The 20,729-nt window shown below is 68.9% G+C and carries 17 protein-coding genes; 4 read left to right on the forward strand and 13 right to left on the reverse strand.

Annotation, left to right across the window (positions count from 1 at the left end):
• Positions 1-9 precede the first annotated feature (9 nt).
• From ACFYXF_RS32255 to ACFYXF_RS32270, 4 genes are read right to left on the reverse strand one after another with little or no spacing between them, the layout of a single operon-like run.
• On the reverse strand, positions 10-222 hold the full coding sequence (locus ACFYXF_RS32255) for a formate dehydrogenase subunit delta (RefSeq protein WP_389354970.1): 213 nt from the start codon (positions 220-222) through the stop codon (positions 10-12).
• A gap of 1 nt (position 223) precedes the next feature.
• A complete protein-coding gene (gene fdhF, locus ACFYXF_RS32260) occupies positions 224-3,040 on the reverse strand; it encodes a formate dehydrogenase subunit alpha (protein ID WP_389354972.1) in 2,817 nt (938 codons plus the stop codon).
• Positions 3,037-4,656: a formate dehydrogenase beta subunit gene (locus ACFYXF_RS32265; protein WP_389354974.1), complete on the reverse strand. Its 1,620-nt coding sequence runs from the start codon at positions 4,654-4,656 to the stop codon at positions 3,037-3,039. The genes fdhF and ACFYXF_RS32265 overlap by 4 nt, the downstream gene beginning before the upstream one ends.
• Positions 4,656-5,132: a formate dehydrogenase subunit gamma gene (locus ACFYXF_RS32270; protein WP_389354976.1), complete on the reverse strand. Its 477-nt coding sequence runs from the start codon at positions 5,130-5,132 to the stop codon at positions 4,656-4,658. The genes ACFYXF_RS32265 and ACFYXF_RS32270 overlap by 1 nt, the downstream gene beginning before the upstream one ends.
• A gap of 291 nt (positions 5,133-5,423) precedes the next feature.
• Between ACFYXF_RS32270 and ACFYXF_RS32275 the strand changes: the two genes are divergently transcribed.
• Positions 5,424-6,107: a GntR family transcriptional regulator gene (locus ACFYXF_RS32275; RefSeq protein WP_389354978.1), complete on the forward strand. Its 684-nt coding sequence runs from the start codon at positions 5,424-5,426 to the stop codon at positions 6,105-6,107.
• Positions 6,108-6,155: 48 nt separating this feature from the next.
• Here ACFYXF_RS32275 and ACFYXF_RS32280 read toward each other — a convergent pair whose 3' ends face one another.
• The 6 genes from ACFYXF_RS32280 to sucC form a co-directional block, all read right to left on the reverse strand.
• Positions 6,156-6,959: an acyl-CoA dehydrogenase family protein gene (locus ACFYXF_RS32280; RefSeq protein ID WP_389354979.1), complete on the reverse strand. Its 804-nt coding sequence runs from the start codon at positions 6,957-6,959 to the stop codon at positions 6,156-6,158.
• 53 nt (positions 6,960-7,012) lie between these two features.
• Positions 7,013-7,567 carry a beta-class carbonic anhydrase gene (locus ACFYXF_RS32285; protein ID WP_389354981.1) on the reverse strand — a complete coding sequence of 185 codons (555 nt, stop codon included), beginning with the start codon at positions 7,565-7,567 and terminating at the stop codon, positions 7,013-7,015.
• Between the two features lie 52 nt (positions 7,568-7,619).
• The gene (gene frc / locus ACFYXF_RS32290; RefSeq protein WP_389354983.1) at positions 7,620-8,849 is read right to left on the reverse strand and encodes a formyl-CoA transferase; all 1,230 of its coding nucleotides are present in this window, start codon (positions 8,847-8,849) and stop codon (positions 7,620-7,622) included.
• Between the two features lie 37 nt (positions 8,850-8,886).
• Positions 8,887-10,443, reverse strand: a complete 1,557-nt coding sequence (locus ACFYXF_RS32295) for an aldehyde dehydrogenase family protein (protein WP_389354985.1) — start codon at positions 10,441-10,443, stop codon at positions 8,887-8,889.
• A gap of 94 nt (positions 10,444-10,537) precedes the next feature.
• Positions 10,538-11,437: a succinate--CoA ligase subunit alpha gene (sucD, locus tag ACFYXF_RS32300; protein ID WP_389354987.1), complete on the reverse strand. Its 900-nt coding sequence runs from the start codon at positions 11,435-11,437 to the stop codon at positions 10,538-10,540.
• An 11-nt stretch (positions 11,438-11,448) separates the two neighbouring features.
• Positions 11,449-12,579 (reverse strand): ADP-forming succinate--CoA ligase subunit beta, encoded by a 1,131-nt coding sequence (gene sucC, locus ACFYXF_RS32305; protein WP_389354989.1) that lies wholly within the window; start codon positions 12,577-12,579, stop codon positions 11,449-11,451.
• Positions 12,580-12,699: 120 nt separating this feature from the next.
• Between sucC and frc (ACFYXF_RS32310) the strand changes: the two genes are divergently transcribed.
• From frc (ACFYXF_RS32310) to ACFYXF_RS32320, 3 genes are all read left to right on the forward strand, one after another.
• Complete coding sequence (gene frc / locus ACFYXF_RS32310) at positions 12,700-13,932, forward strand: formyl-CoA transferase (protein WP_389355099.1); 1,233 nt, start codon at positions 12,700-12,702, stop codon at positions 13,930-13,932.
• 194 nt (positions 13,933-14,126) lie between these two features.
• Positions 14,127-15,518: an OFA family MFS transporter gene (locus ACFYXF_RS32315; protein ID WP_389354991.1), complete on the forward strand. Its 1,392-nt coding sequence runs from the start codon at positions 14,127-14,129 to the stop codon at positions 15,516-15,518.
• A 44-nt stretch (positions 15,519-15,562) separates the two neighbouring features.
• On the forward strand, positions 15,563-16,966 hold the full coding sequence (locus ACFYXF_RS32320; protein WP_389354993.1) for an OFA family MFS transporter: 1,404 nt from the start codon (positions 15,563-15,565) through the stop codon (positions 16,964-16,966).
• 80 nt (positions 16,967-17,046) lie between these two features.
• Here the strand turns inward: ACFYXF_RS32320 and ACFYXF_RS32325 are convergent, their stop codons facing one another.
• From ACFYXF_RS32325 to eboE, 3 genes are read right to left on the reverse strand one after another with little or no spacing between them, the layout of a single operon-like run.
• Positions 17,047-18,087 carry a sugar phosphate isomerase/epimerase family protein gene (locus tag ACFYXF_RS32325; protein ID WP_389354995.1) on the reverse strand — a complete coding sequence of 347 codons (1,041 nt, stop codon included), beginning with the start codon at positions 18,085-18,087 and terminating at the stop codon, positions 17,047-17,049.
• A 60-nt stretch (positions 18,088-18,147) separates the two neighbouring features.
• Positions 18,148-19,560, reverse strand: a complete 1,413-nt coding sequence (locus ACFYXF_RS32330; protein WP_389354997.1) for an alkaline phosphatase family protein — start codon at positions 19,558-19,560, stop codon at positions 18,148-18,150.
• Entirely contained in the window at positions 19,557-20,726 is a 1,170-nt protein-coding gene (gene eboE, locus ACFYXF_RS32335) for a metabolite traffic protein EboE (RefSeq protein WP_389354999.1), read from the reverse strand. The genes ACFYXF_RS32330 and eboE overlap by 4 nt, the downstream gene beginning before the upstream one ends.
• Positions 20,727-20,729: the final 3 nt, after the last annotated feature.

A 20,729-nucleotide genomic window follows, 5' to 3' on the forward strand; every position in this document is an offset into this window, starting at 1 on the left:
GCCTACGGGTCAGCGCAGGAGCTTCACGGCGGCCACCACCAAGGGGTCCAGCCCGTCGGCCCCGGCATCGACGAACTCGTACAACCGCGTCCGCATGCGTGGATCCCAGAACCTGCCGATGTGCCCCGCGATCTCCTCGGCGGCCCGCTTCCCCGGCAGGTGTCCGAGGTTTCTGGCGATGTCGTTCGCCATCCTGCGCTCCGACGGCACGGTCGCTGTCATCTCAGTCCACCACCGTGACAAGGCCGTTGTCGGTGACTTCGGTGTCGCTGTGCCGCTCCGGACGCGCGAGACCGACCTGGACCGCGGTCACCTTGTACTCCGGGCAGTTGGTCGCCCAGTCGGAGTTCTCGGTGGTCACCACGTTGGCGCCGGTCACCGGGTGGTGGAAGGTGGTGTACACGACTCCGGTGGGCATCCGGTCGGAGATCTCCGCGCGCAGCGTCGTCCGCCCGACGCGGCTGGCAAGGGTGACCATGTCGCCGTCCTTGATGCCTCGGTCCTCGGCGTCGTGCGGGTGCAGTTCGAGAATGTCCTCGGGGTGCCAGGCGACATTGCCGGTACGGCGGGTCTGCGCGCCGACGTTGTACTGGCTGAGGATCCGCCCGGTGGTGAGGACCAACGGGAAGCGGCGCGTACTCCGCTCGTTCGTCGGTACGTACGAGGTGACCACGAACTTGCCCTTGCCGCGCACGAATTCGTCCACGTGCATGATGGGCGTGCCTTCCGGCGCCTCCTCGTTGCACGGCCACTGGACGCTGCCGAGCTTGTCGAGGAGGTCGAAGGAGACACCGGTGAACGTCGGTGTGACGGAGGCGATTTCATCCATGATCGCGCGCGGATGGTCGTACGCCATCGGGTAACCCATCGCGGTGGCGATCTCGCTGACGATCTGCCACTCGTGCTTGCCCGTCTTCGGCTTCATCACCGCGCGGACCCGGTTGATCCGGCGTTCGGCGTTGGTGAACGTGCCGTCCTTCTCCAGGAACGACGCGCCGGGCAGGAAGACGTGCGCGAACTTGGCCGTCTCGTTGAGGAACAGGTCCTGTACGACGACCAGTTCCATCGCTTCGAGGGCGGCGGTGACGTGCTTGAGGTTGGGGTCCGACTGGGCGATGTCCTCGCCGTGGACGAACAGGCCCCGGAAGGTACCGTCGATCGCCGCGTCGAACATGTTGGGGATACGAAGTCCCGGCTCCGCGAGGAGAGTTCCGCCCCAGAGGTTCTCGAAGACGGTACGTACCGCGTCGTCCGAGACGTGGCGGTAGCCGGGGAGTTCGTGCGGGAACGAGCCCATGTCGCAGGAGCCCTGGACGTTGTTCTGGCCGCGCAGCGGGTTCACGCCGACACCGTCCCGGCCGATGTTGCCGCATGCCATCGCGAGGTTGGCCATTCCCATGACCATGGTCGAGCCCTGGCTGTGCTCGGTGACACCGAGGCCGTAGTAGATGGCTCCGTTGGGGGCGGTCGCGAACAGCCTTGCCGCTGCCCGCAGTTCGGCGGCCGGTACGCCGGTGATCTCCTCGACCGCCTCCGGGCTGTTCTCCGGACGGGCGACGAACTCCGCCCACTCGTCGAACCCTTCGCACCTCGCGTCCACGAAGGCCCGGTCGACCAGGCTCTCGACGACCACCACGTGCGCCATGGCGTTCACGACGGCGACATTCGTGCTCGGCCTGAGCTGGAGGTGGTGCTCGGCCTCGACGTGCGGTGAGCGTACGAGGTCGATGCGGCGCGGGTCGACGACGATCAACTTGGCGCCCTCGCGCAGCCGTCGCTTCATCCGGGACGCGAACACCGGGTGTCCGTCAGTGGGGTTGGCGCCGATCACCATGATGACGTCGGCCTCGGCCACGGAACGGAAGTCCTGGGTGCCCGCCGACTCGCCGAAGGTCTGCTTGAGTCCGTATCCCGTCGGGGAGTGGCAGACGCGGGCGCAGGTGTCGACGTTGTTGTTGCCGAAGGCCGCGCGCACCATCTTCTGTACGACGTACACCTCTTCGTTGGTGCAGCGCGAGGAGGTGATGGCGCCGACCGAGCTGGTTCCGTACCGGTCCTGGAGTTCGCGCATGCGCCGGGCGACGGTGCCGATCGCCTCGTCCCACTCGACCTCGCGCCAGGGGTCGGTGATCCGCTCCCGCACCATGGGCTTGAGGACACGGTCGGGGTGGGTGGCGTAACCGAAGGCGAAGCGGCCCTTCACACAGGAGTGACCCTCGTTCGCCCCGCCGTCCTTGTGGGGCACCATGCGGACGAGTTCGTCGCCGCGCAGCTCGGCCTTGAAGGAGCAGCCGACGCCGCAGTAGGCGCAGGTGGTCACAACTGACCTTGTGGGCATGCCGAGTTCGACGACCGAGCGCTCCTGGAGCGTGGACGTCGGGCAGGCCTGGACACAGGCGCCGCAGGAGACGCACTCGGAGTCCATGAAGGACTCCCCCGCCCCCGCCGAGACCTTGGAGTCGAAGCCGCGCCCCTCGATGGTGAGCGCGAAGGTGCCCTGCACCTCGCCGCAGGCCCGGACACAGCGGGAGCAGGCGATGCACTTGGACGGGTCGAAGTCGAAGTAGGGGTTGGAGGTGTCCTTCTCGGCTTCGAGATGGTTGGCGCCCTCGTAGCCGTACCGGACCTGCCTGAGCCCCACCACGCCTGCCATGTCCTGGAGTTCGCAGTCGCCGTTGGCCGGGCAGGTGAGGCAGTCCAGGGGATGGTCGGAGATGTACAGCTCCATGACACCCTGGCGGAGCTTCTCCACCTTCGGCGTCTGGGTGCTGACCTTCATCCCGTCGGCGCACGGTGTGGTGCAGGAGGCCGGGGTGCCGCGCCGGCCGTCGATCTCGACCACGCACAACCGGCAGGAGCCGAAGGCCTCCAGGCTGTCGGTGGCGCACAACTTGGGTATGTCCAGGCCTGCTTGGGCTGCCGCGCGCATCACGGAGGTGCCCTCCGGGACGGTGACCGGCAGACCGTCGATCTCCACCGACACCGTTGCCGGGCCGGGCCGTTCGGGGGTGCCGAAGTCGGGTTCCTTGAGCAGGCTCATGCCGTGCCCTCCGTCGCTCGTACGGGGTGGATCTCCAGGAGTCGACGACCGCCGAGGAAGTCGTCGGGGAAGTGGGTGAGCGCGCTGCGGACGGGCATCGGGGTCAGCCCGCCCATCGCGCACAGCGAGCCGTCGGTCATCAGGTCGCAGAGGTCTTCGAGCAGGGCGAGGTTCTCGTCCGGGTGCGTACCGGCGACGATCTTGTCGATCACCTCGACGCCGCGCACCGAACCGACCCTGCACGGTGTGCACTTGCCGCAGGACTCCTCGGCGCAGAACTCCATCGCGAAGCGCGCCTGCGCGGCCATGTCGACGCTGTCGTCGAAGACGACGATCCCGCCGTGCCCGAGCATCGCACCGGCCTCGGCGAACGCCTCGTAGTCCATGGGCAGTTCGAACAGCGACTCGGGCAGATACGCCCCGAGTGGTCCGCCGACCTGCACGGTGCGGATCGGACGCCCGGTGTGCGTCCCGCCGCCGTAGTCCTCGATCAGTTCGCGCAGGGTGATGCCGAAGGCGGTCTCCACGATGCCGCCGCGCGCGATGTTGCCGCCGAGCTGGAAGACCTGGGTGCCACGCGAGCGGCCGACGCCGAGGTCCTGGTAGGCCTTCGCGCCGTCGGCGAGAACGACGGGGACGGTGGTCAGGGTGAGGACGTTGTTGACCACGGTCGGTCTGCCGAACAGGCCCTCGATCGCCGGGATCGGCGGCTTCGCACGGACCATCCCCCGTTTGCCCTCCAGGCTTTCCAGCATGGAGGTCTCCTCGCCGCAGATGTACGCGCCGGCCCCGACCCGGACATGCAGGTCGAAGTCGAGTGCGGAGCCGAGGATGCCCTTGCCCAACCAGCCGTGCTCGCGGGCGAGTTCGATGGCCTCGCGCATCGTGGCGATCGCGTCCGGGTATTCGGAGCGGATGTAGACGTACCCCTCGCTCGCGCCGACCGCGTGCGCGGCGATGGTCATGCCCTCGATCAGCAGGAACGGGTCGCCCTCCATGACCATGCGGTCGGCGAAGGTCCCGCTGTCGCCCTCGTCGGCGTTGCAGCAGACGAACTTCAGCTCGTCGGCGCAGTCCAGCACCGTCTTCCATTTGATGCCGGCGGGGAATCCGGCGCCGCCGCGACCGCGCAGTCCGGACTCGGTGACCTCGGCGACCACGTCGGCGGGCGCCATCTCCAGGGCGGCACGCAGTCCCGCGAGGCCGCCGTGTTCGACGTAGTCGTGTGGGGACAGGGGGTCGGTCACGCCGACCCTGGCGAAGGTGACACGCGTCTGGCGGGCCAGCCAGGGCAGTTCGTCCACGAGGCCGAGGCGCAGTGGGTGGTCCGCGCCGTCCAGCATGCCCGCGGCCAGGAGTGCGTCCATGTCCTCGGGGGTCACCGGGCCGTAGCCGACGCGGCCCTGCGGGGTCACGACCTCGACCATCGGCTCCAGCCAGAGCATGCCACGCGATCCATTGCGTACGACGTCAATGGCGAAGTCCCCACGCGTGGCGGCGCGTTGGAGGGCCGCGGCGACCTCGTCCGCGCCGACGGACCTGGCCGCCGAGTCGCGGGGGACGTAGACCGTCGCCGTGGAGTGGGAAGGGCCAGAGGAGTGGGATGGGTTGTTCATCAGGAGACCGTCCCGTTGAGGAGGGAGCCGAGTCGGGCCGGGCCCACTCGTCCGTACAGCCGTCCGTTCGCCTCGACCGACGGTCCGAGCGCGCAGTTGCCCAGGCAGAAGACCTGCTCGACGGTGACCGAACCGTCCGCCGAGGTCTCCCCCAGGGTCAGTCCGGTCTCGCGCGCGTAGTTCACGAGGCGGTCGGCGCCCAGGGCCTGGCAGGCCTCGGCTCGGCAGATGCGTACCGTTGTGCGGCCTGCGGGCTCGCGGCGGAAGTCGTGGTAGAAGGTCACCACTCCGTGGACGTCCGCCCGGGAGAGGTTGAGTTCGTCGGCGAGCACCGGAATCGCCTCTTGCGGCACATGGCCCAACTCGGCCTGGACCGCGTGCAGTACGGGCAGCAGCGCGCCGCGCATGCCCCGGTGGTCGGCCACCACCCTCCGGACCACGCTCTCGACCGTCACATCGCTCCCGCTGGTCGTCATGATCGCTCCGCCTTCCGAAACGCGGTCCCCGGCGGTCCCCGGCGGTTCCCGGTGGTTCCCGGTGGTCCCCGGCGAGGGTTGCAGGAGACTGAGACAATACCCCATACAGGCTTCTGTATACAGACGACAGTCGAAAGAACCCGTGACACGAGCCCTCCGGTGGACAGCCCACGCCATGTTGCATACCAAAACCTGTATGCTGAAACCGTCGTCGGCAACTCTCTCGACGATCACCTCTTGCGACGACCACTCTTGGCAAAGCCGTCGGCCCGGCGGCGGAACGGGACAACCATGCGCGAGGCACTCACGGCCGCAGCGTCCCGGCGCGTCACCCGCCCGGCACCACTGCGCCAGGCCGTGTATGACGCCCTGACCGAACTGATCGTCAGCGGCTCCCTCAAGCCGGGCCAGCACCTGGTCGAGGCCGAACTCGCCGAGCACCTCGGGGTCAGCCGACAGCCGGTCCGCGAGGCCCTGCAGCGGCTCCAGACCGCCGGTTGGGTCGACCTGCGGCCCGCCCAGGGCGCCTTCGTCCACTCCCCCACCGAGGAGGAGGCCGCCCAGCTCCTCGGCGTCCGCTCGGTGCTGGAGACGTACTCGGCCCAACTCGCCGCCCGCAACGCGAAGCCCGAGGACGTCGAGCAGCTCTGCGAGCTCCAGAACGAGGGCGTCGAGGCCCTCGCCGCCGGTGACGTCGAGCGCCTGGTCGCGGCCAACGCGGCCCTGCACGCGTACGTCACGTCCGTGGCCGCGAACGACGTACTGGCCGAGATGCTGGCGCAGGTGGGCCAGAAGGTGCGCTGGTACTACACGCCCATCGCCAAGCCCCGCGGCAAGGAGGCCTGGAACGAGCACACGCAGCTCATCAAGGCCATCGCCAAGGGCGACGCGGACCGCGCGGGCGAGATCATGCGCAAGCACACCGAGCGGACGGCCGAGTTCTATCGCAAGCAGATCGCCGCCGGGGCCGGCTAGGACCGACATCCGGAGGAGCACGTGAACGGGCCGTCCCCGGGCCGGAGTTCATGCCCAGCTTGAGGACGGCGCGAGGGAATCGGCGGGTCGGACTCGGGTGGGCGTGTGGTGGTGCGCCCGCCCGTCGGCAACGACGGCGGCCCCCAGTTCGCGCAGCCACGGCAGGACCGTACCCAGCACGATGTCGAGCCCGCCGCCGTCCGCACCGAGCCTCGCCTCGGCCGGCACCAGCACCGGGTCGGCGAACACCGTGGACGTCGAACTGCCGGGCGGCCCCGTCGCGCCGGGCCTGGCCGGCACGAACAGGTCCGGGGCGTGCGCCGGAACCCCCCAGAGGCTCAGGCCGTCGGGCGTGCCGAGGGGCCGGGAGGACCAGACGTAACTGTCGGCCTCCCCCGCCGCGACAACCCCGTGCTTACGCCCACGCAGGGCGACCACCCCACCGGAGCGAACGGCCGTACCGCGCGGCATGAGCAACTGTGCCTCCGTCTCCTGCCCGCAACCGGTGACGTCCTCGACGAGGGCGAGGCTGCTGAGATGACGTCCGGCGGCGATCTCGCCGCGCACCCAGGGACTGCCGTACGACTCGATGACGGCGACCGCCGTGTAGTGGGACCGGAGTACGGCCGCCGTCGCCGGGCAGACCCGAGCGGTCCGGGCCACCACCTCGGCGGCTTCCGGAAAGCCGAGTCCGGCGCCGCCGAACTCGGTGGAGACGGTGAGCCCCAGGAGTCCGGTGGCCCCGAAGGCCGTCACGGCACCACGGGGGAACCGGCCCTCCGCGCCCGCCAGTTCGGCGCAGGGCGCTACGGCACGGGCCAGGACTTCTGCGAGAGCGGTGCGGTACGACACGGGGTGCCCCCTTCGGACTTCTTCCGACTTCTGACTTCTGACCTCTGACTTCTTCAGACTTCGGAGTGATTGCGCACGGCATCAGGTCGTGGGGCTGTCTCCCGCAGCAGTCCGGTCGCCACGTCGAAGACGAAGCCCCGGACGTCGTCCGTGTGCGGCAGGAACGGGCTGGTGCGCACGCGCTGCATCGACTGGCGTACGTCCTGGTCGACGTCCCGGAAGGCCTCCACCGCCCAGGCCGGCCGCTGTCCTACCTCCAGTTCCAGTTCGTGCCGGAAGTCCTCGGTCAGGGTCTGGAGACCGCAGCCGGTGTGGTGGATGAGTACGACACTGCGGGTACCGAGCGCCCGCTGACTGATCGTCAGGGAGCGAATCGTGTCGTCGGTGACGACGCCGCCCGCGTTCCGGATGGTGTGGCAGTCGCCCAACTCCAGGCCGAGAGCGGCGTGGAGGTCGATACGGGCGTCCATACAGGCCACGACGGCCACCCGGAGAACCGGGCGGGCATCCATCCCCGGGTCGGTGAATCCGGCGGCGTAGGCGCGGTTGGACTCCACGAGCCGGTCTGTGACCGTCTCGGTGGCGAAACGGGGTGCGTGTGTGGACATGGCTGGACTACCTCACTCGGGACGGAGCGGAGGCGGCGTCGGCCGCCGTCGGTCAGATCACGCCCTGTGCCTTGAGCATCGGCAACTCGGCTTCTTCCAGGCCGAGTTCGTGGATGAGGATTTCTTCGGTGTGCTCGCCGAGGAGGGGCGGGGCGGTGATGTGGGTGGGGGAGTCGGAGAGTTTGAGGGGATTGCCGACGGTGGTGAACTCACCCCGCCCGGGATGCCCGACCGTGACGATCATGTCGTTCGCGGCGAGTGAAGCGTCTTCGATGATCTCCTTGGTGGACAGGATCGGCCCGCACGGAATGCTGTATGCGTTCAGCCGCTCCAACACCTCCCACTTGGGGAGGGTCGACGTCCACTCCTCGATCAGCTGGAACATCTTCGCCAACTTCGGCAACCGGACTTCCGGGGTCGCCCACTCCGGATCCTCGGCGAGTTCCGGACGGCCGATCAACTCGGCGAGGGGCTTCCAGCCCGGCGGCTGCACGATCACGTACACGTAGTCGTTGGGCCCGCCGGGCGCGCACCTGACGGCCCAGCCGGGCTGACCGCCCCCGGACGCGTTGCCCGAACGCGGCACCTCGTCGCCGAAGTCCTCGTTCGGATACTCCGCCAACGGCCCGCGGGCGAGGCGTTGCTGGTCGCGCAGTTTGACCCGGCACAGGTTCAGCACCGCGTGCTGCATCGCGACATTCACCCGCTGCCCCCGCCCCGTCGACTCCCGCTGGAACAGGGCGGCCAGGATGCCCGCCACGGCGTGGATGCCGGTCCCGGAGTCCCCGATCTGCGCCCCGGTCGCCATCGGCGGACCGTCCGGGAAGCCGGTGGTGGCCATGGAGCCGCCCATCGCCTGCGCGACCACCTCATACGCCTTGAAGCCCGTGTACGGGCCCTCCCCGAACCCTTTGATCGACGCGTACACGATCCTGGGGTTGATCTCCCGGATCCGGTCCCACGTGAAGCCCATCCGGTCCACCGCACCCGGACCGAAGTTCTCCACCATCACATCCGACCTGCGGATCAGCTCCGTCAGGATCTCCCTGCCCCGCCCCGTCTTCACGTTCAACGTCACACTGCGCTTGTTGCAGTTGAGCATCGTGAAATACAACGAGTCCACATCCGGCACATCCCGCAACTGCTGTCGCGTGACATCCCCGCCCGGAGCCTCCACCTTCACCACATCCGCACCCAGCCACCCCAGCAACTGCGTCGCCGACGGACCCGACTGCACATGCGTCAAATCCAACACACGCACACCCTCAAGAGCCTTCGTCATGATCGCCACCTCGCTTGTGTGTCGACAGTTGTCGGGGTCACGGCATGAGCTGGTACTCGGGGAAGTTCCCGGGCAGCCGCTCCCCCGCCGGGCCCTGGGTCACCGCGCGCACCAGCAGCTCACCGCCGACGAACGCACCGCGCCAGGACGCGCCGAAGCCGCCGAACAGCTCGTCGCGGTCGCCTCGCGAACGCGGTTTGCCGTGGCCGACCTTGAAGGCGCGGATCTGCGGGGCGAGCCGGTCGAAGGTCGCCCGGTCGTCCGTGGAGAGCGTGGCCACCAGTGCGCCGTTCGAGGCGTTCATCGCGGCCAGCAGCTCCGCCTCGGTGTCGACGAGGACGATGGTGTCGACCGGCCCGAACGGCTCCGCGTGGTGCAGCGGCGAGGACGGCGGCGGGTTCAGGAGGGTGACCGGTTGGACGTACGCCGATGTGTCCTGGCCTGGCAGGAAGCGGGTGTCCGCCAGGCTGCCCCGGTGTACGGGCACGGCGCCGCGGTCGATGGCCTCGGCGATCTGGTCGTGCAGTTCCTTCGCCTTGGCCGCGTTGATCACGGGCCCGAAGTCCAGTGCCGGGTAGGGGTCGTCGGCGTTCGCGACGGCGAGGGGGTGGCCGACGCGCAGGGTGCGCACCGCCGGGAGGTAGGCGGCCAGGAACTCGTCGAACAGCTGCCGTTGGACGACGAAGCGCGGGTACGCCGTGCAGCGCTGTTTGCCGTAGTCGAAGAGCTTGGGGACGACGACCTTGAGGGCGTCCCAGTCCGAGTAGTTCCAGATGCCCCAGGTGTTGAGACCTTCCTGTTCGAGTACATGACGCTTGCCGAGGTCTGCGACGGCCGTGGCCACCGCGGCGCCGGTGTCGCGACCGCCGACGAAGGAGACACAGCCGATCTCGGGCGCCCGCACCAGCGCCTCCGACAGCTCTCCCCCGCTGCCGCTGACCAGGGTGACGGGAATCCCCTCGCGGGCGGCGAGCGCGCAGGCCAGGGTCAGACAGGCGACACCGCCGTCGGTCGGGGTCTTGGCGATGACCGCGTTGCCTGCCAGTGCCTGTACCAGCAATGCGTGAACGAGCACGCTCATCGGGTAGTTCCAGCTCGCGATGTTGGACACCGGGCCGTCCAGCGGGCCCCGGCCGGCGACCATCGGTTCGATGCCGTCGACGTACCAGCGCACACCGTCGATGGCCCGGTCGACGTCCGCCTGCGCGAGCCGCCACGGCTTGCCGATCTCCCAGACGAGCAGCAGCGCGAGGAGTTCGCGGTGCTGGGCGAGGGCGTCGAGGGTGGCCGCGACGCGGGCGCGGCGCTCGTCGAGCGGGATGTGCCGCCAGGCGCGGTGCTGGTCGAGGGAGGCGCGTACGGCCTGGTGGGCGATATCCCGGTCCAGGCGCGGCGGGCCGGCGATGGGGCCGCCGTCGACGGGGCTGGTGGCGGGCAGGGCCCGGCCGTCGGCCTGCCAGGCGGAGTTCCAGAGGTTGAGGACGCGGTCGTCGCGGAACGCCTCGGGGGCGACGGCGAGGCAGCGCTGCCAGGCGTCGGTCCAGGAGGTGCCGGACTTCACCACGAGGTGGGTGGAGTTGAGGGTGGTTGCCATTCGGTGTCTCCGCTCTCGGTGCACAGTCGGGGGCGGGGGATGCGATGAGGTCTGGGGGGCGCGGTGGCGCCGTGGGTCCGGCGGTCAGCGCCTGTCAGCCATGGGTGGCGTCGTGGTCGGCTTCCAGCAGGGCGAGCGCGAGGCGGGCCGTCTCGGTCGGGGTGGTTCCCACCTGGACGCCGACCGCCTCCAGCGCTGCCTTCTTCGCCTGTGCCGTGCCCGCCGAACCGGACACGATGGCGCCCGCGTGTCCCATGGTTCGGCCCTCGGGCGCGGTGAAGCCGGCGATGTAGCCGACGACGGGCTTGGTGACGTGCTTCTTGATGTACGCGGCGGCGCGTTCCTCCGCGTCGCCGCCGATCTCCCCTATGAGGACGACGAGTTCGGTGTCGGGGTCGTCCTGGAAGGCGGCCAGGCAGTCGATGTGGGTGGTGCCGACGACGGGGTCGCCGCCGATTCCGACACAGGTGGAGAAGCCGATGTCCCGCAGCTCGTACATGAGTTGGTAGGTGAGCGTGCCGGACTTGGACACCAGGCCGATACGGCCCGGCTTCGTGATGTCGGCCGGGATGATGCCCGCGTTCGACTGGCCGGGCGTGATCAGCCCCGGGCAGTTGGGACCGACGATCCGGGTGCCCTTCTCCTTCGCGTACGTGGTGAAGGCGACGGTGTCGTGGACGGGGATGCCCTCGGTGATGACGACGGCGAGTCCGATGCCGGCGTCGGCCGCTTCGACGACGGCCGCCTTGGCGAAGGCGGGCGGAACGAAGACGACGGTGACGTCGGCTCCGGTCGCCTGTATACCGTCGGCAACCGACCCGAAGACGGGCACGGCCCGGTCGTCGAAGTCGACGCTACGGCCCGCCTTTCGCGGGTTGACTCCGCCCACGACGTTCGTACCGGCCGCGAGCATGCGTCGGGTGTGCTTCATGCCCTCGCCGCCGGTCATGCCCTGGACGAGGACCCTGCTCTCCTGGGTGAGGTAGATCGCCATGTTCCGTCTCCTCAGGCCGCGTTGGCGAGTTGGGCGGCTCGGCGGGCGGCGCCGTCCATGGTGGTGGCCTGCTGGACCAGCGGGTGGGCGTACTCGTCGAGAACGGCCCGGCCGCGCGCCGCGTTGTTTCCGTCGAGGCGTACGACGAGCGGCTTGGTCAACTGGACGGCGTCCAGGGCTCGTACGATCCCTTCGGCGACCGCGTCGCACGCGGTGATCCCGCCGAAGACGTTGACGAACACCGACCTCACGTCCGGGTCGGAGAGGATGACGGACAGCCCGTCGGCCATGATGCGGGCGGAGGCCCCGCCGCCGATGTCGAGGAAGTTGGCGGGGCGGGCGCCGCAGCCGGCGACCACGTCGAGGGTCGACATGACCAGGCCGGCGCCGTTGCCGATGATGCCGACCTCGCCGTCGAGCTTCACGTAGTTGAGGCCCTTGGCGGCGGCCGTCGCCTCCAGCCTGCCCTCGTGCTCCACCTCCTCCGCGCCCCAACGCGCCTGCCGGAAGCGGGCGTTGTCGTCAAGAGTGACCTTGCCGTCGAGGGCGAGAAGCTGCCCCTGTCGGGTCCGGACGAGCGGGTTGACCTCGACAAGGACGGCGTCCTCACGCACGAGCACCTGCCACAGCCGTACGAGGACATCGGCGGCCTGCGATGGCAGCCCGGCGGCCTCGACGATCTCCTGCGCCTTCGCGAAGGTCACGCCCTCGGCCGAGTCGATGTGCGTACGGACCACCGCCTCGGGCCGAGCAGTGGCGACCTCCTCGATCTCCGTGCCGCCCTCGGCGGAGGCGATCGCGAGGAAGCGGCCCGCCGCCCGGTCGAGGACGTACGAGACGTAGAACTCGCTCTCGATGTCCACGGGTTGGGCCAGCATGACCTTGCCGACCGTGTGGCCCTTGATGTCCATGCCGAGGATCTGACGTGCCGTCAGTTCCGCGGCGGCCGGATCGTCGGCGAGCCGCACACCGCCCGCCTTGCCCCGGCCCCCGGTCCTGACCTGAGCCTTGACGACGACGCGACCACCGAGCCGAGCGGCCAACTCCCTTGCTTCGTCAGGCGAGTCGGCGACCTCCGCCCTCGGTACGAGGATGCCGTGTTCTTCGAAGAGTCCGCGGGCTTGATGCTCGTACAGGTCCATGATTCGGCTCCCGTCTTAAAAGTGCTGCACGCCCCCTGGACATCACCCATCGGATGCGGGATAACAATCTTCATACAGTATTCGTCGACTGTATGCAATGTGCCAAGCGAGGTGACCCTGATGGCAATGAAGGCTCTTGAGGGTGTGCGTGTGTTGGATTTGACGCATGTGCAGTCGGGTCCGTCGGCGACGCAGTTGCTGGGGTGGCTGGGTGCGGATGTGGTGAAGGTGGAGGCTCCGGGCGGGGATGTCACGCGACGTCAGTTGCGGGATGTGCCGGATGTGGACTCGTTGTATTTCACGATGCTGAACTGCAACAAGCGCAGTGTGACGTTGAACGTGAAGACGGGGCGGGGCAAAGAGATTTTGACGGAGTTGATCCGCAGGTCGGATGTGATGGTGGAGAACTTCGGTCCGGGTGCGGTGGACCGGATGGGCTTCACGTGGGAGCGGATCCGGGAGATCAACCCCAGGATCGTGTACGCGTCGATCAAAGGGTTCGGGGAGGGCCCGTACACGGGCTTCAAGGCGTATGAGGTGGTCGCGCAGGCGATGGGCGGCTCCATGGCCACCACCGGCTTCCCGGACGGTCCGCCGATGGCGACCGGGGCGCAGATCGGGGACTCCGGGACCGGCATCCACGCCGTGGCGGGGATTCTGGCTGCTCTGTTCCAGCGCGAGAGCACCGGGCGGGGGCAGCGGGTGAATGTGGCGATGCAGCACGCGGTCCTCAACCTGTGCCGGGTCAAACTGCGCGACCAGCAGCGCCTCGCTGGCGGGCCGTTGGCGGAGTATCCGAACGAGGACTTCGGCGACGAGGTGCCGCGTTCCGGGAACGCTTCGGGGGGCGGGCAGCCCGGCTGGGCTGTGCGCTGCGCGCCGGGTGGTCCGAACGATTACGTGTACGTGATCGTGCAGCCGCCGGGCTGGAAACCCCTCGCCGAGTTGATCGGCCGTCCGGAACTCGCCGACGACCCCGAGTGGGCCACCCCCGAGGCCCGCCTGCCGAAGCTGGCGAAGATGTTCCAGCTGATCGAGGAGTGGACCTCGACCCTGCCCAAGTGGGAGGTCCTGGAGCGGCTGAACGCATACAGCATTCCGTGCGGGCCGATCCTGTCCACCAAGGAGATCATCGAGGATGCCTCGCTCGCCGCGAACGACATGATCGTCACGGTCGGGCATCCCGGGCGCGGTGAGTTCACCACCGTCGGCAATCCCCTCAAACTCTCCGACTCCCCCACCCACATCACCGCCCCGCCCCTCCTCGGCGAGCACACCGAAGAAATCCTCATCCACGAACTCGGCCTGGGCGACGAGGAATTGCGCCTGCTCAGGTCCAGCGGGGTGATCTGACATGGGGGCCCTGGAGCGCACCGCGAAGGTGAAGGTGCGGAGCCGTCCGGCTGTTGGGGGGCGGTTCATGACGTAACCGAGCACAGGGAGCGGCCGACGGTGCGCGTCGGCAGCCCCGGGACCCATGCGCGCACGAAAGGCATTTGGACAGGGGGCGCTGGCCAGATCTTTCGACGCAAGGAGTCTTGACCGAGATGACAACAATCGACTACTCGACGTCCGTCCCGTACCGGGAGGTGACGGATCCCAACGGCCGCAAGTACCGCATCGGGGAATCCGATGTCGACATCATGGGCCGTGGGCGCAAGTGGATGGTCATCCTGCCGTGGATCGGCATGATGGGCATCAGCTCCGCCGAGTACGCGTTCACGTCCGCGGAGGACACCCTCCACGAGGCCCATCTGTGGGACAGCGGACACATCTTCTGGCTGATGGGCGTCTGGGTGTTCTTCCAGGCGGCCGTGGCCTTCCCCGCCGGTCAGTTGCGGGAGAGCGGCAGGCTGCCGGCTCGTACGGCGATGATGATCGGCGCGGTCGGCACCATGCTTGGCTACATCTCACTGGCGTACGCGCCGAACGTGCTCGTGGCCTACTTCGGCTTCGGCATGTGCAGCGGTATCGGTGCCGGTCTGGTCTACGCGACCTGCGTGAACATGGTCGGCAAGTGGTATCCGGAACGCAAGGGCGGCAAGACGGGCTTCGTCAACGGCGGGTTCGCCTACGGCTCGGTGCCCTTCGTGTTCCTGTTCACCTCGTACATGGACATCAGCAACTACCAGACCGTGCTCGCCTGCGTAGGCGTCGGACTGTGCCTGGTCGTGGCGTCGGCCGGCTGGTTCTTCAAGGACCCGCCGAAGAACTGGTGGCCCTCGCACGTCGACCCGCTCAAGGCCACCGACGACCCGAAGATCCGCCGGGCGCTGGAGAAGAACCCGCCGGCGGTCAAGCAGTACACCCCAAGGGAAGCCTCTCGGCAGCCCGTCCTGTGGATGATGTGGTTCTGCCTGCTCTGCACGGCGGGCATCAACATCTTCGGTATCGCCTTCCAGGTGCCGTTCGGCAAGGACATGGGCTTCGCGGGCGGGATCGTGGCCACGGCGATGTCCCTGAAGGCCATCGTCAACGGCACCGGTCGCGGTGTGATCGGCTGGATATCCGACCGCTACGGGCGACGCAACACGCTGATCATCGTGTGTCTGGTGCTGGGCACGGCCCAGTTCGGTGTGCTGGTCTCCGGCCAGATGGGCAGCATGCCGTTCTTCCTGTTCTGCTCCATGGTCTCCGGCTTCGGCGGCGGGGCGATCTTCCCGCTGTTCGCGGCCATGACCGCGGACTACTTCGGTGAGAACAACAACGCCTCCAACTACGGGATGGTCTACAGCTCGAAGCTCATCTCCGGCCTCGTCGGCTCCGGAGTGGGCGCGGTCGTCGTCGACAACTGGGACTACGAGGGCGCGTTCGTCCTGGCCGGCTGCATCGGTCTGGCCTCCGCGGTACTGGCCGTGTTCCTGAAGGCGCCGGGCAAGCCGACGGCCGCCCGCCGGGTCTCCCCCAACCCCCAACCGCTCGGCGAGGAAATGGCCTGACCCACCGGCAAGGAACTGACCTGACGCAAAGGATTCACCCTGAGATGACGGCAGATCCCCTCGCGACGAACACTTCGTCGTCCGACTCACAAGCCGCACACCGTCCCTACCGAGAAGTCACCGACTCCCGAGGCCGCGTCTACCGCGTCGGCGAGACGGACCGGGACATCCTCGGTCACTCCCGCAAGCTCATGGTGTACCTGCCGTGGATCGCCATGATGGCCATCAGTGTCTTCGAATACGCGTACGGCTCGGCGGAGGACACCCTGTCCCACGCGCACGGCTGGACGCAGAGCAACACCTTCTGGATCCTCAGCGTCTGGGTCTTCTTCCAGGCCGGCATCGCCTTCCCCGCGGGCTGGCTGCGGGAGAAGGGCGTCCTCACGGCCCGTAGAGCCATGTACATCGGCTCGGGGCTGTGCGCCATCGGCTTTCTCGCCCTGTCGCACCTGAGCAACGTCTGGCTGGCGATCCTGGGCTTCAGCGTCGTCGGGGGCATCGGCGCCGGACTGGTCTACGCGACCTGCATCAACATGGTCGGCAAGTGGTTCCCCGAGCGCCGGGGAGCCAGGACCGGGTTCGTCAACGGTGGGTTCGCGTACGGATCGCTGCCGTTCATCTTCATCTTCAACTACGGCTTCGACACCGCGAACTACCACCGGGTCCTGGACCTGATCGGCTGCTACATCATGATCGTCGTCCTCGCGTCCGCCTTCTTCTTCAAGGATCCCCCGAAGAACTGGTGGCCCGCGGACATCGATCCACTGACGTACGCGGGCGACGCGAAGAACGCGACCAGCCTCGCCAAGAACCCTCCCGCGGTGCGGCAGTACACACCCAAGGAGGCCATCAGGACCGGCATGCTCCCCCTGATGTGGGTCTCCATCGTGCTGACCGCCGGCGTGTCGATCTTCGGGATCTCCTTCCAGGTCGACTTCGCCAAGGAGGTGGGCTTCGGCCCATTGGTGGCCGCCTCGTCCATGGGTGTCATGGCGGTCATCAACGGCATCGGGCGCGGTGTCGTGGGCTGGCTGTCCGACAAGTGGGGCCGAAAACCCACCCTGGTGTTCGTCATCGTCGTCCTGGGCCTCGCCCAGTTCGGCGTGATCTGGGCGGGCGACGTCAGGAGCGAGGCACTGTTCCTGTTCTTCGCCTTCCTCTCCGGCTTCGGCGGCGGCGCGTTCTACCCGCTGTTCGCGGCACTCACCCCGGACTACTTCGGGGAGAACTACAACGCCTCCAACTACGGGCTGGTGTACAGCGGAAAGCTGGTCAGCGGTCTGTTCGGGGGCGGCCTCGGCTCCATGGTGGTCGCCGCCTGGGGGTACAACGGGGCGTACGCCCTGGCCGGCGCCGTCTCCATGGTGGCGGCCGGGATCGCCCTGCTGCTGCGGCAGCCGGGGCACACCACGGCCATCAGGACCGCGGAGCCGCAGCCCGCGGGATGAACGGCACGCGCGCGTGAGGAGGCCCTCCCGGAATCCGCCGACCCCGGGAGGGCCTCCTCATGTGCACACGGTGTCGTCCGTCAGCACTTCTCGCGCAGCGAGTGCAGGTGCTCGCTGGAGCGGCGCGCGAAGGTGAAGGACTCGGTCGGGTTGTCGTGCTCGGCCTGCCAGTGGTGGGCCAGCCGCTCACCGCGCAGCCGGGTCACGGCGGAGATGAACCGCTGGTAGTCGATGTCGCCGTCGCCGACGTCGGTCATGCGGTAGCCGTACTGGTTGCCCGGGTCGCTGACGCCGTCCTTCACATGGAAGAGCGGGTAGCGGTGGGGCTGCCTGAGTACGTAGTTCAGCGGCTCGAACGGCGCGGGTGTGCCGTCGGGACGCTTGGAGAACCGGAACTGGCCGGAGTAGGCCCAGAAGATGTCCATCTCCAGGTACACGAGCTTGGGGTCGGTCTCGGCAAGGAGTACGTCGTACAGCCGGACCTTGGGGTTGTCGGTGGCGAAGGAGAACTCCTCGGAGTGGTTGTGCTGGTAGAACTTCATGCCGCGCGCCCTGGCCGCGGCGCCGTACGTGTTGAACTCCTCCGCCGCCCGCTTCCAGGCGTCGACGGTGGAGCCGTAGCGGAACGGACCTGAGGCGGTGCCTATGTGCTTGAGGCCGAGGGCCTGGGCGTCGTCGAGGACCTTGTTCAGGTTCTGGGCGAAGGTGTAGGCGTTCGGGTCGCTGGAGTAGTAGCCGACGTGGCTGCCGATCGGGTTCAGGCCGTTGTTCCTGGCCAGTCGCTTGAGCTGGGCGAGGGTGATGGGCCCCGCCGAGCCCTGGGTGTATCCGGCGAACTCGACCTCGTCGTAGCCGTACTTCTTCAGTTCGGCGAAGACGGGTGCGAAGCCGAGCGTGGAGACCTTGTCGCGCAGGCTGTAGAGCTGGATGCCGAGCCGGCCGGGCGGCAGGACGGGACGGCCCCGGCCCGCGCCGCCGGACGCGGTCTGGGTGGCGGCGCCGGCGGGGGCTGCGGCAGCGCCGAGCAGCGCGGCTGCGGTGGCCCCGGCGGCCACGCCGAGCATGTTCCGTCTGCTGAGGCGGTGGGCGAGTTCGGGGTCGGTGTGCTGGATGCGGCTCATTGCTGGAACTCCTCGGGATCGGAGGGCGTTGTCAGTGGTGAGTGCTTCACTTGTGACCAGTCAGGAGAGACCGGCCAGTTGGAGCAGGAGTGACTTCACGTCGGTGGCCGCGATACGGCCGTCGACGGCACGGGGGGTGGAGCAGATGAGGAGCGGACCGTCGTCGTCGCTCGCCGGAAGGCGGCCGTGGCTGCCGCGAATAGGCGAGGGATCCAGGGGCACGACCGCCATGCGGTAACGCAGGCCGAGTTTCTTGCGGGCCAGCGCGGTCGCCGCCTTGACCTTGACGTAGGGGTCGCGCGGATCCATGAAGAGTTCGACCGGGTCGTATCCGGGTTTGCGGTGGATCTCGACGAGCTGTGCGAAGTCGGGCGCGTGTGCGTCGTCGAGCCAGTAGTAGTACGTGAACCAGGCGTCCGGCTCCGCCACTGCGACGAGTTCGCCGGCGCGTGGATGGTCGAGATGGTGGGTCTTCTTGCCCTCGTCGTCGAGGAGTTGCTCGATCCCGGGCAGATCGGCGAGCGCTTCCTTCACGGTCTCCAGATCCTCCGGTCGCCGCACGTAGACGTGGGCGATCTGGTGGTCGGCGACGGCGAAGGCGCGTGACGCCATCGGGTCGAGGTACTCCATGCCGTCCTGGGTGTGCACTTCGAGCAGTCCCGCGCGTCGCAGGGCCCGGTTGATGTCGACGGGCCGGTCGACGCGGGTGATGCCGTACTCGGAGAGCGCGACGACGGTCCGGCCTTCGGCCCGGGCGTCGTCCAGGAGCGGGGCCATGGCCGCGTCGAGGTCGGCGGCGGCCTTCAGGGAGCGTGGGTCGTCGGGGCCGTAGCGCTGCAGGTCGTAGTCGAGATGGGGGAGGTAGCACAGGGCCAGGTCGGGCCGGCGGGTGCGCAGGATGTGCCGGGTCGCGTCGATGATCCAGCGGCTGGAGGTGAGGTCGGCGCCGGGGCCCCAGAAGTGGAACAGGGGGAACGTGCCGAATTCGGCGGTGAGTTCGTCGTGCAGGGCCGGGGGCCGGGTGTAGCAGTCGGGTTCCTTGCGGCCGTCGGAGTAGTAGATCGGACGGGGGGTGACGGTGATGTCGGTGTCGGCGCCCATGGCGTACCACCAGCAGATGTTGGCGACTGTGTAGCCGGGGTGCGCGCGGCGGGCGGCGTCCCACAGTTTGTCGCCAGCGACGAGTCCGTTGTGCTGCCGCCACAGGAGTACGTCGCCGAGGTCGCGGAAGTACCAGCCGTTGCCGACGATGCCGTGTTCGGAGGGGTGGGTGCCGGTGAGGAAGGTGGACTGGGCGGCGCAGGTGACGGCGGGCAGGACGGTGCCCAGCGGGGCGCGGGAGCCGGACTGGCCGAGGGCTTTGAGCCGGGGCATGTGGTCGAGGAGACGGGGGGTGAGGCCTACGACGTCCAGGACGAGGAGGGGGATGGGGTCGGTGCGGGCAGGGTCTTCGCCGGCGGGGCCGGGGCTCATGGCAGCTCCTTCAGGCCCAGGTCGGTCAGCAGGTCGCGGGCGAGGGTGAGTTCGGCGGCTATGCCGTCGGCGAGCTGGGCGCGGGCGCGGGGCCGTAGTTCGGGCGGGAGGGCCTGCCAGGTGTAGGTCTCGACCTCCAGATGGCGGGTGAGGGGGTGTGGGCCGCCGACGAGCCGGGTCAGGGCGGACTTGAGGACGGGGAGCGTGGAGGTGAGGGGTGCGGCGGGGGCCGCGTGGAGCGGGACGTGGAAGTGGGCGCGCCACGGGGAGGCGTCGGGCAGGGTGTCGCCCTTGAGGGCCTCGCCCAGGTCGTCCGTGCCGCGCAGTCCGGCGGCGGTGGCCGTGCGGGTCTGGTGCAGGAAGCGGGGTTCGTCGAAGGCGGCGAGGGCCTCGCGGACTTCGGGGAGATGGGGGTGTTCGGCGTGCAGGGCGGCTGAGAGCTGGGACTTGACGACGGGGACGCGAGCTTCGGTGAGCGCGTCCAGGGCGGTGTGCGGATCCTCGAAGGAGGTGGCGAGGTGGCAGGTGTCGACGCAGATGCCGATGCGGTCGTGGCCGATCGCGGTGAGCGGGGCGATTGCGTCGGCGGTGGTCTCGACGGTGCAGCCGGGTTCCGGTTCCAGTCCGACGCGGATGGAGCGGCCGGTGAGTTCGGCGAGGGCGTCGAGGCGTTCCGCGAGGGTGCCCAGGGCGGTCATGGCCGTGGCCGCGCGCTCGCCGTCGTATGCGGTGCGCCAGGCGAGCGGCAGGGTGGAGACGCTGCCCTCGGTGACGTCGTCGGGGAGGAGACCGGCGAGGACCCGGGCCAGGTCGGTGGTGTGGGCGAGCCGCTCGGGGTCGGCCCAGTCCGGCTTGTAGACACGGTACTTGACCTCCTCGGCGCCGAAGCCCTCGTACGGGAAGCCGTTGAGGGTGACGACTTCGAGGCCGCGCCGGTCGAGTTCGGTGCGCAGGCCGCGCAGGGTGGAGGGGTCGGTGACCAGGGCGTGGGCGGCGTCCTTGGCAAGCCAGAGTCCGATGCCGAGGCGGTCGCGGCCGAGGCGGCGGCGTACGGGTTCGCAGTGGTCGCGGAGCTGGGTGAGGACGCCGTCGAGGGCTTCGGCGGGGTGGACGTTGGTGCAGTAGGCGAGGTGGACGGTGGAGCCGTCGGGGTGGCGGAAGCGCATCGG

Origin of the sequence: Streptomyces sp. NPDC002680 (genome assembly GCF_042889145.1) — a bacterium.
Classification (GTDB): domain Bacteria; phylum Actinomycetota; class Actinomycetes; order Streptomycetales; family Streptomycetaceae; genus Streptomyces; species Streptomyces adonidis.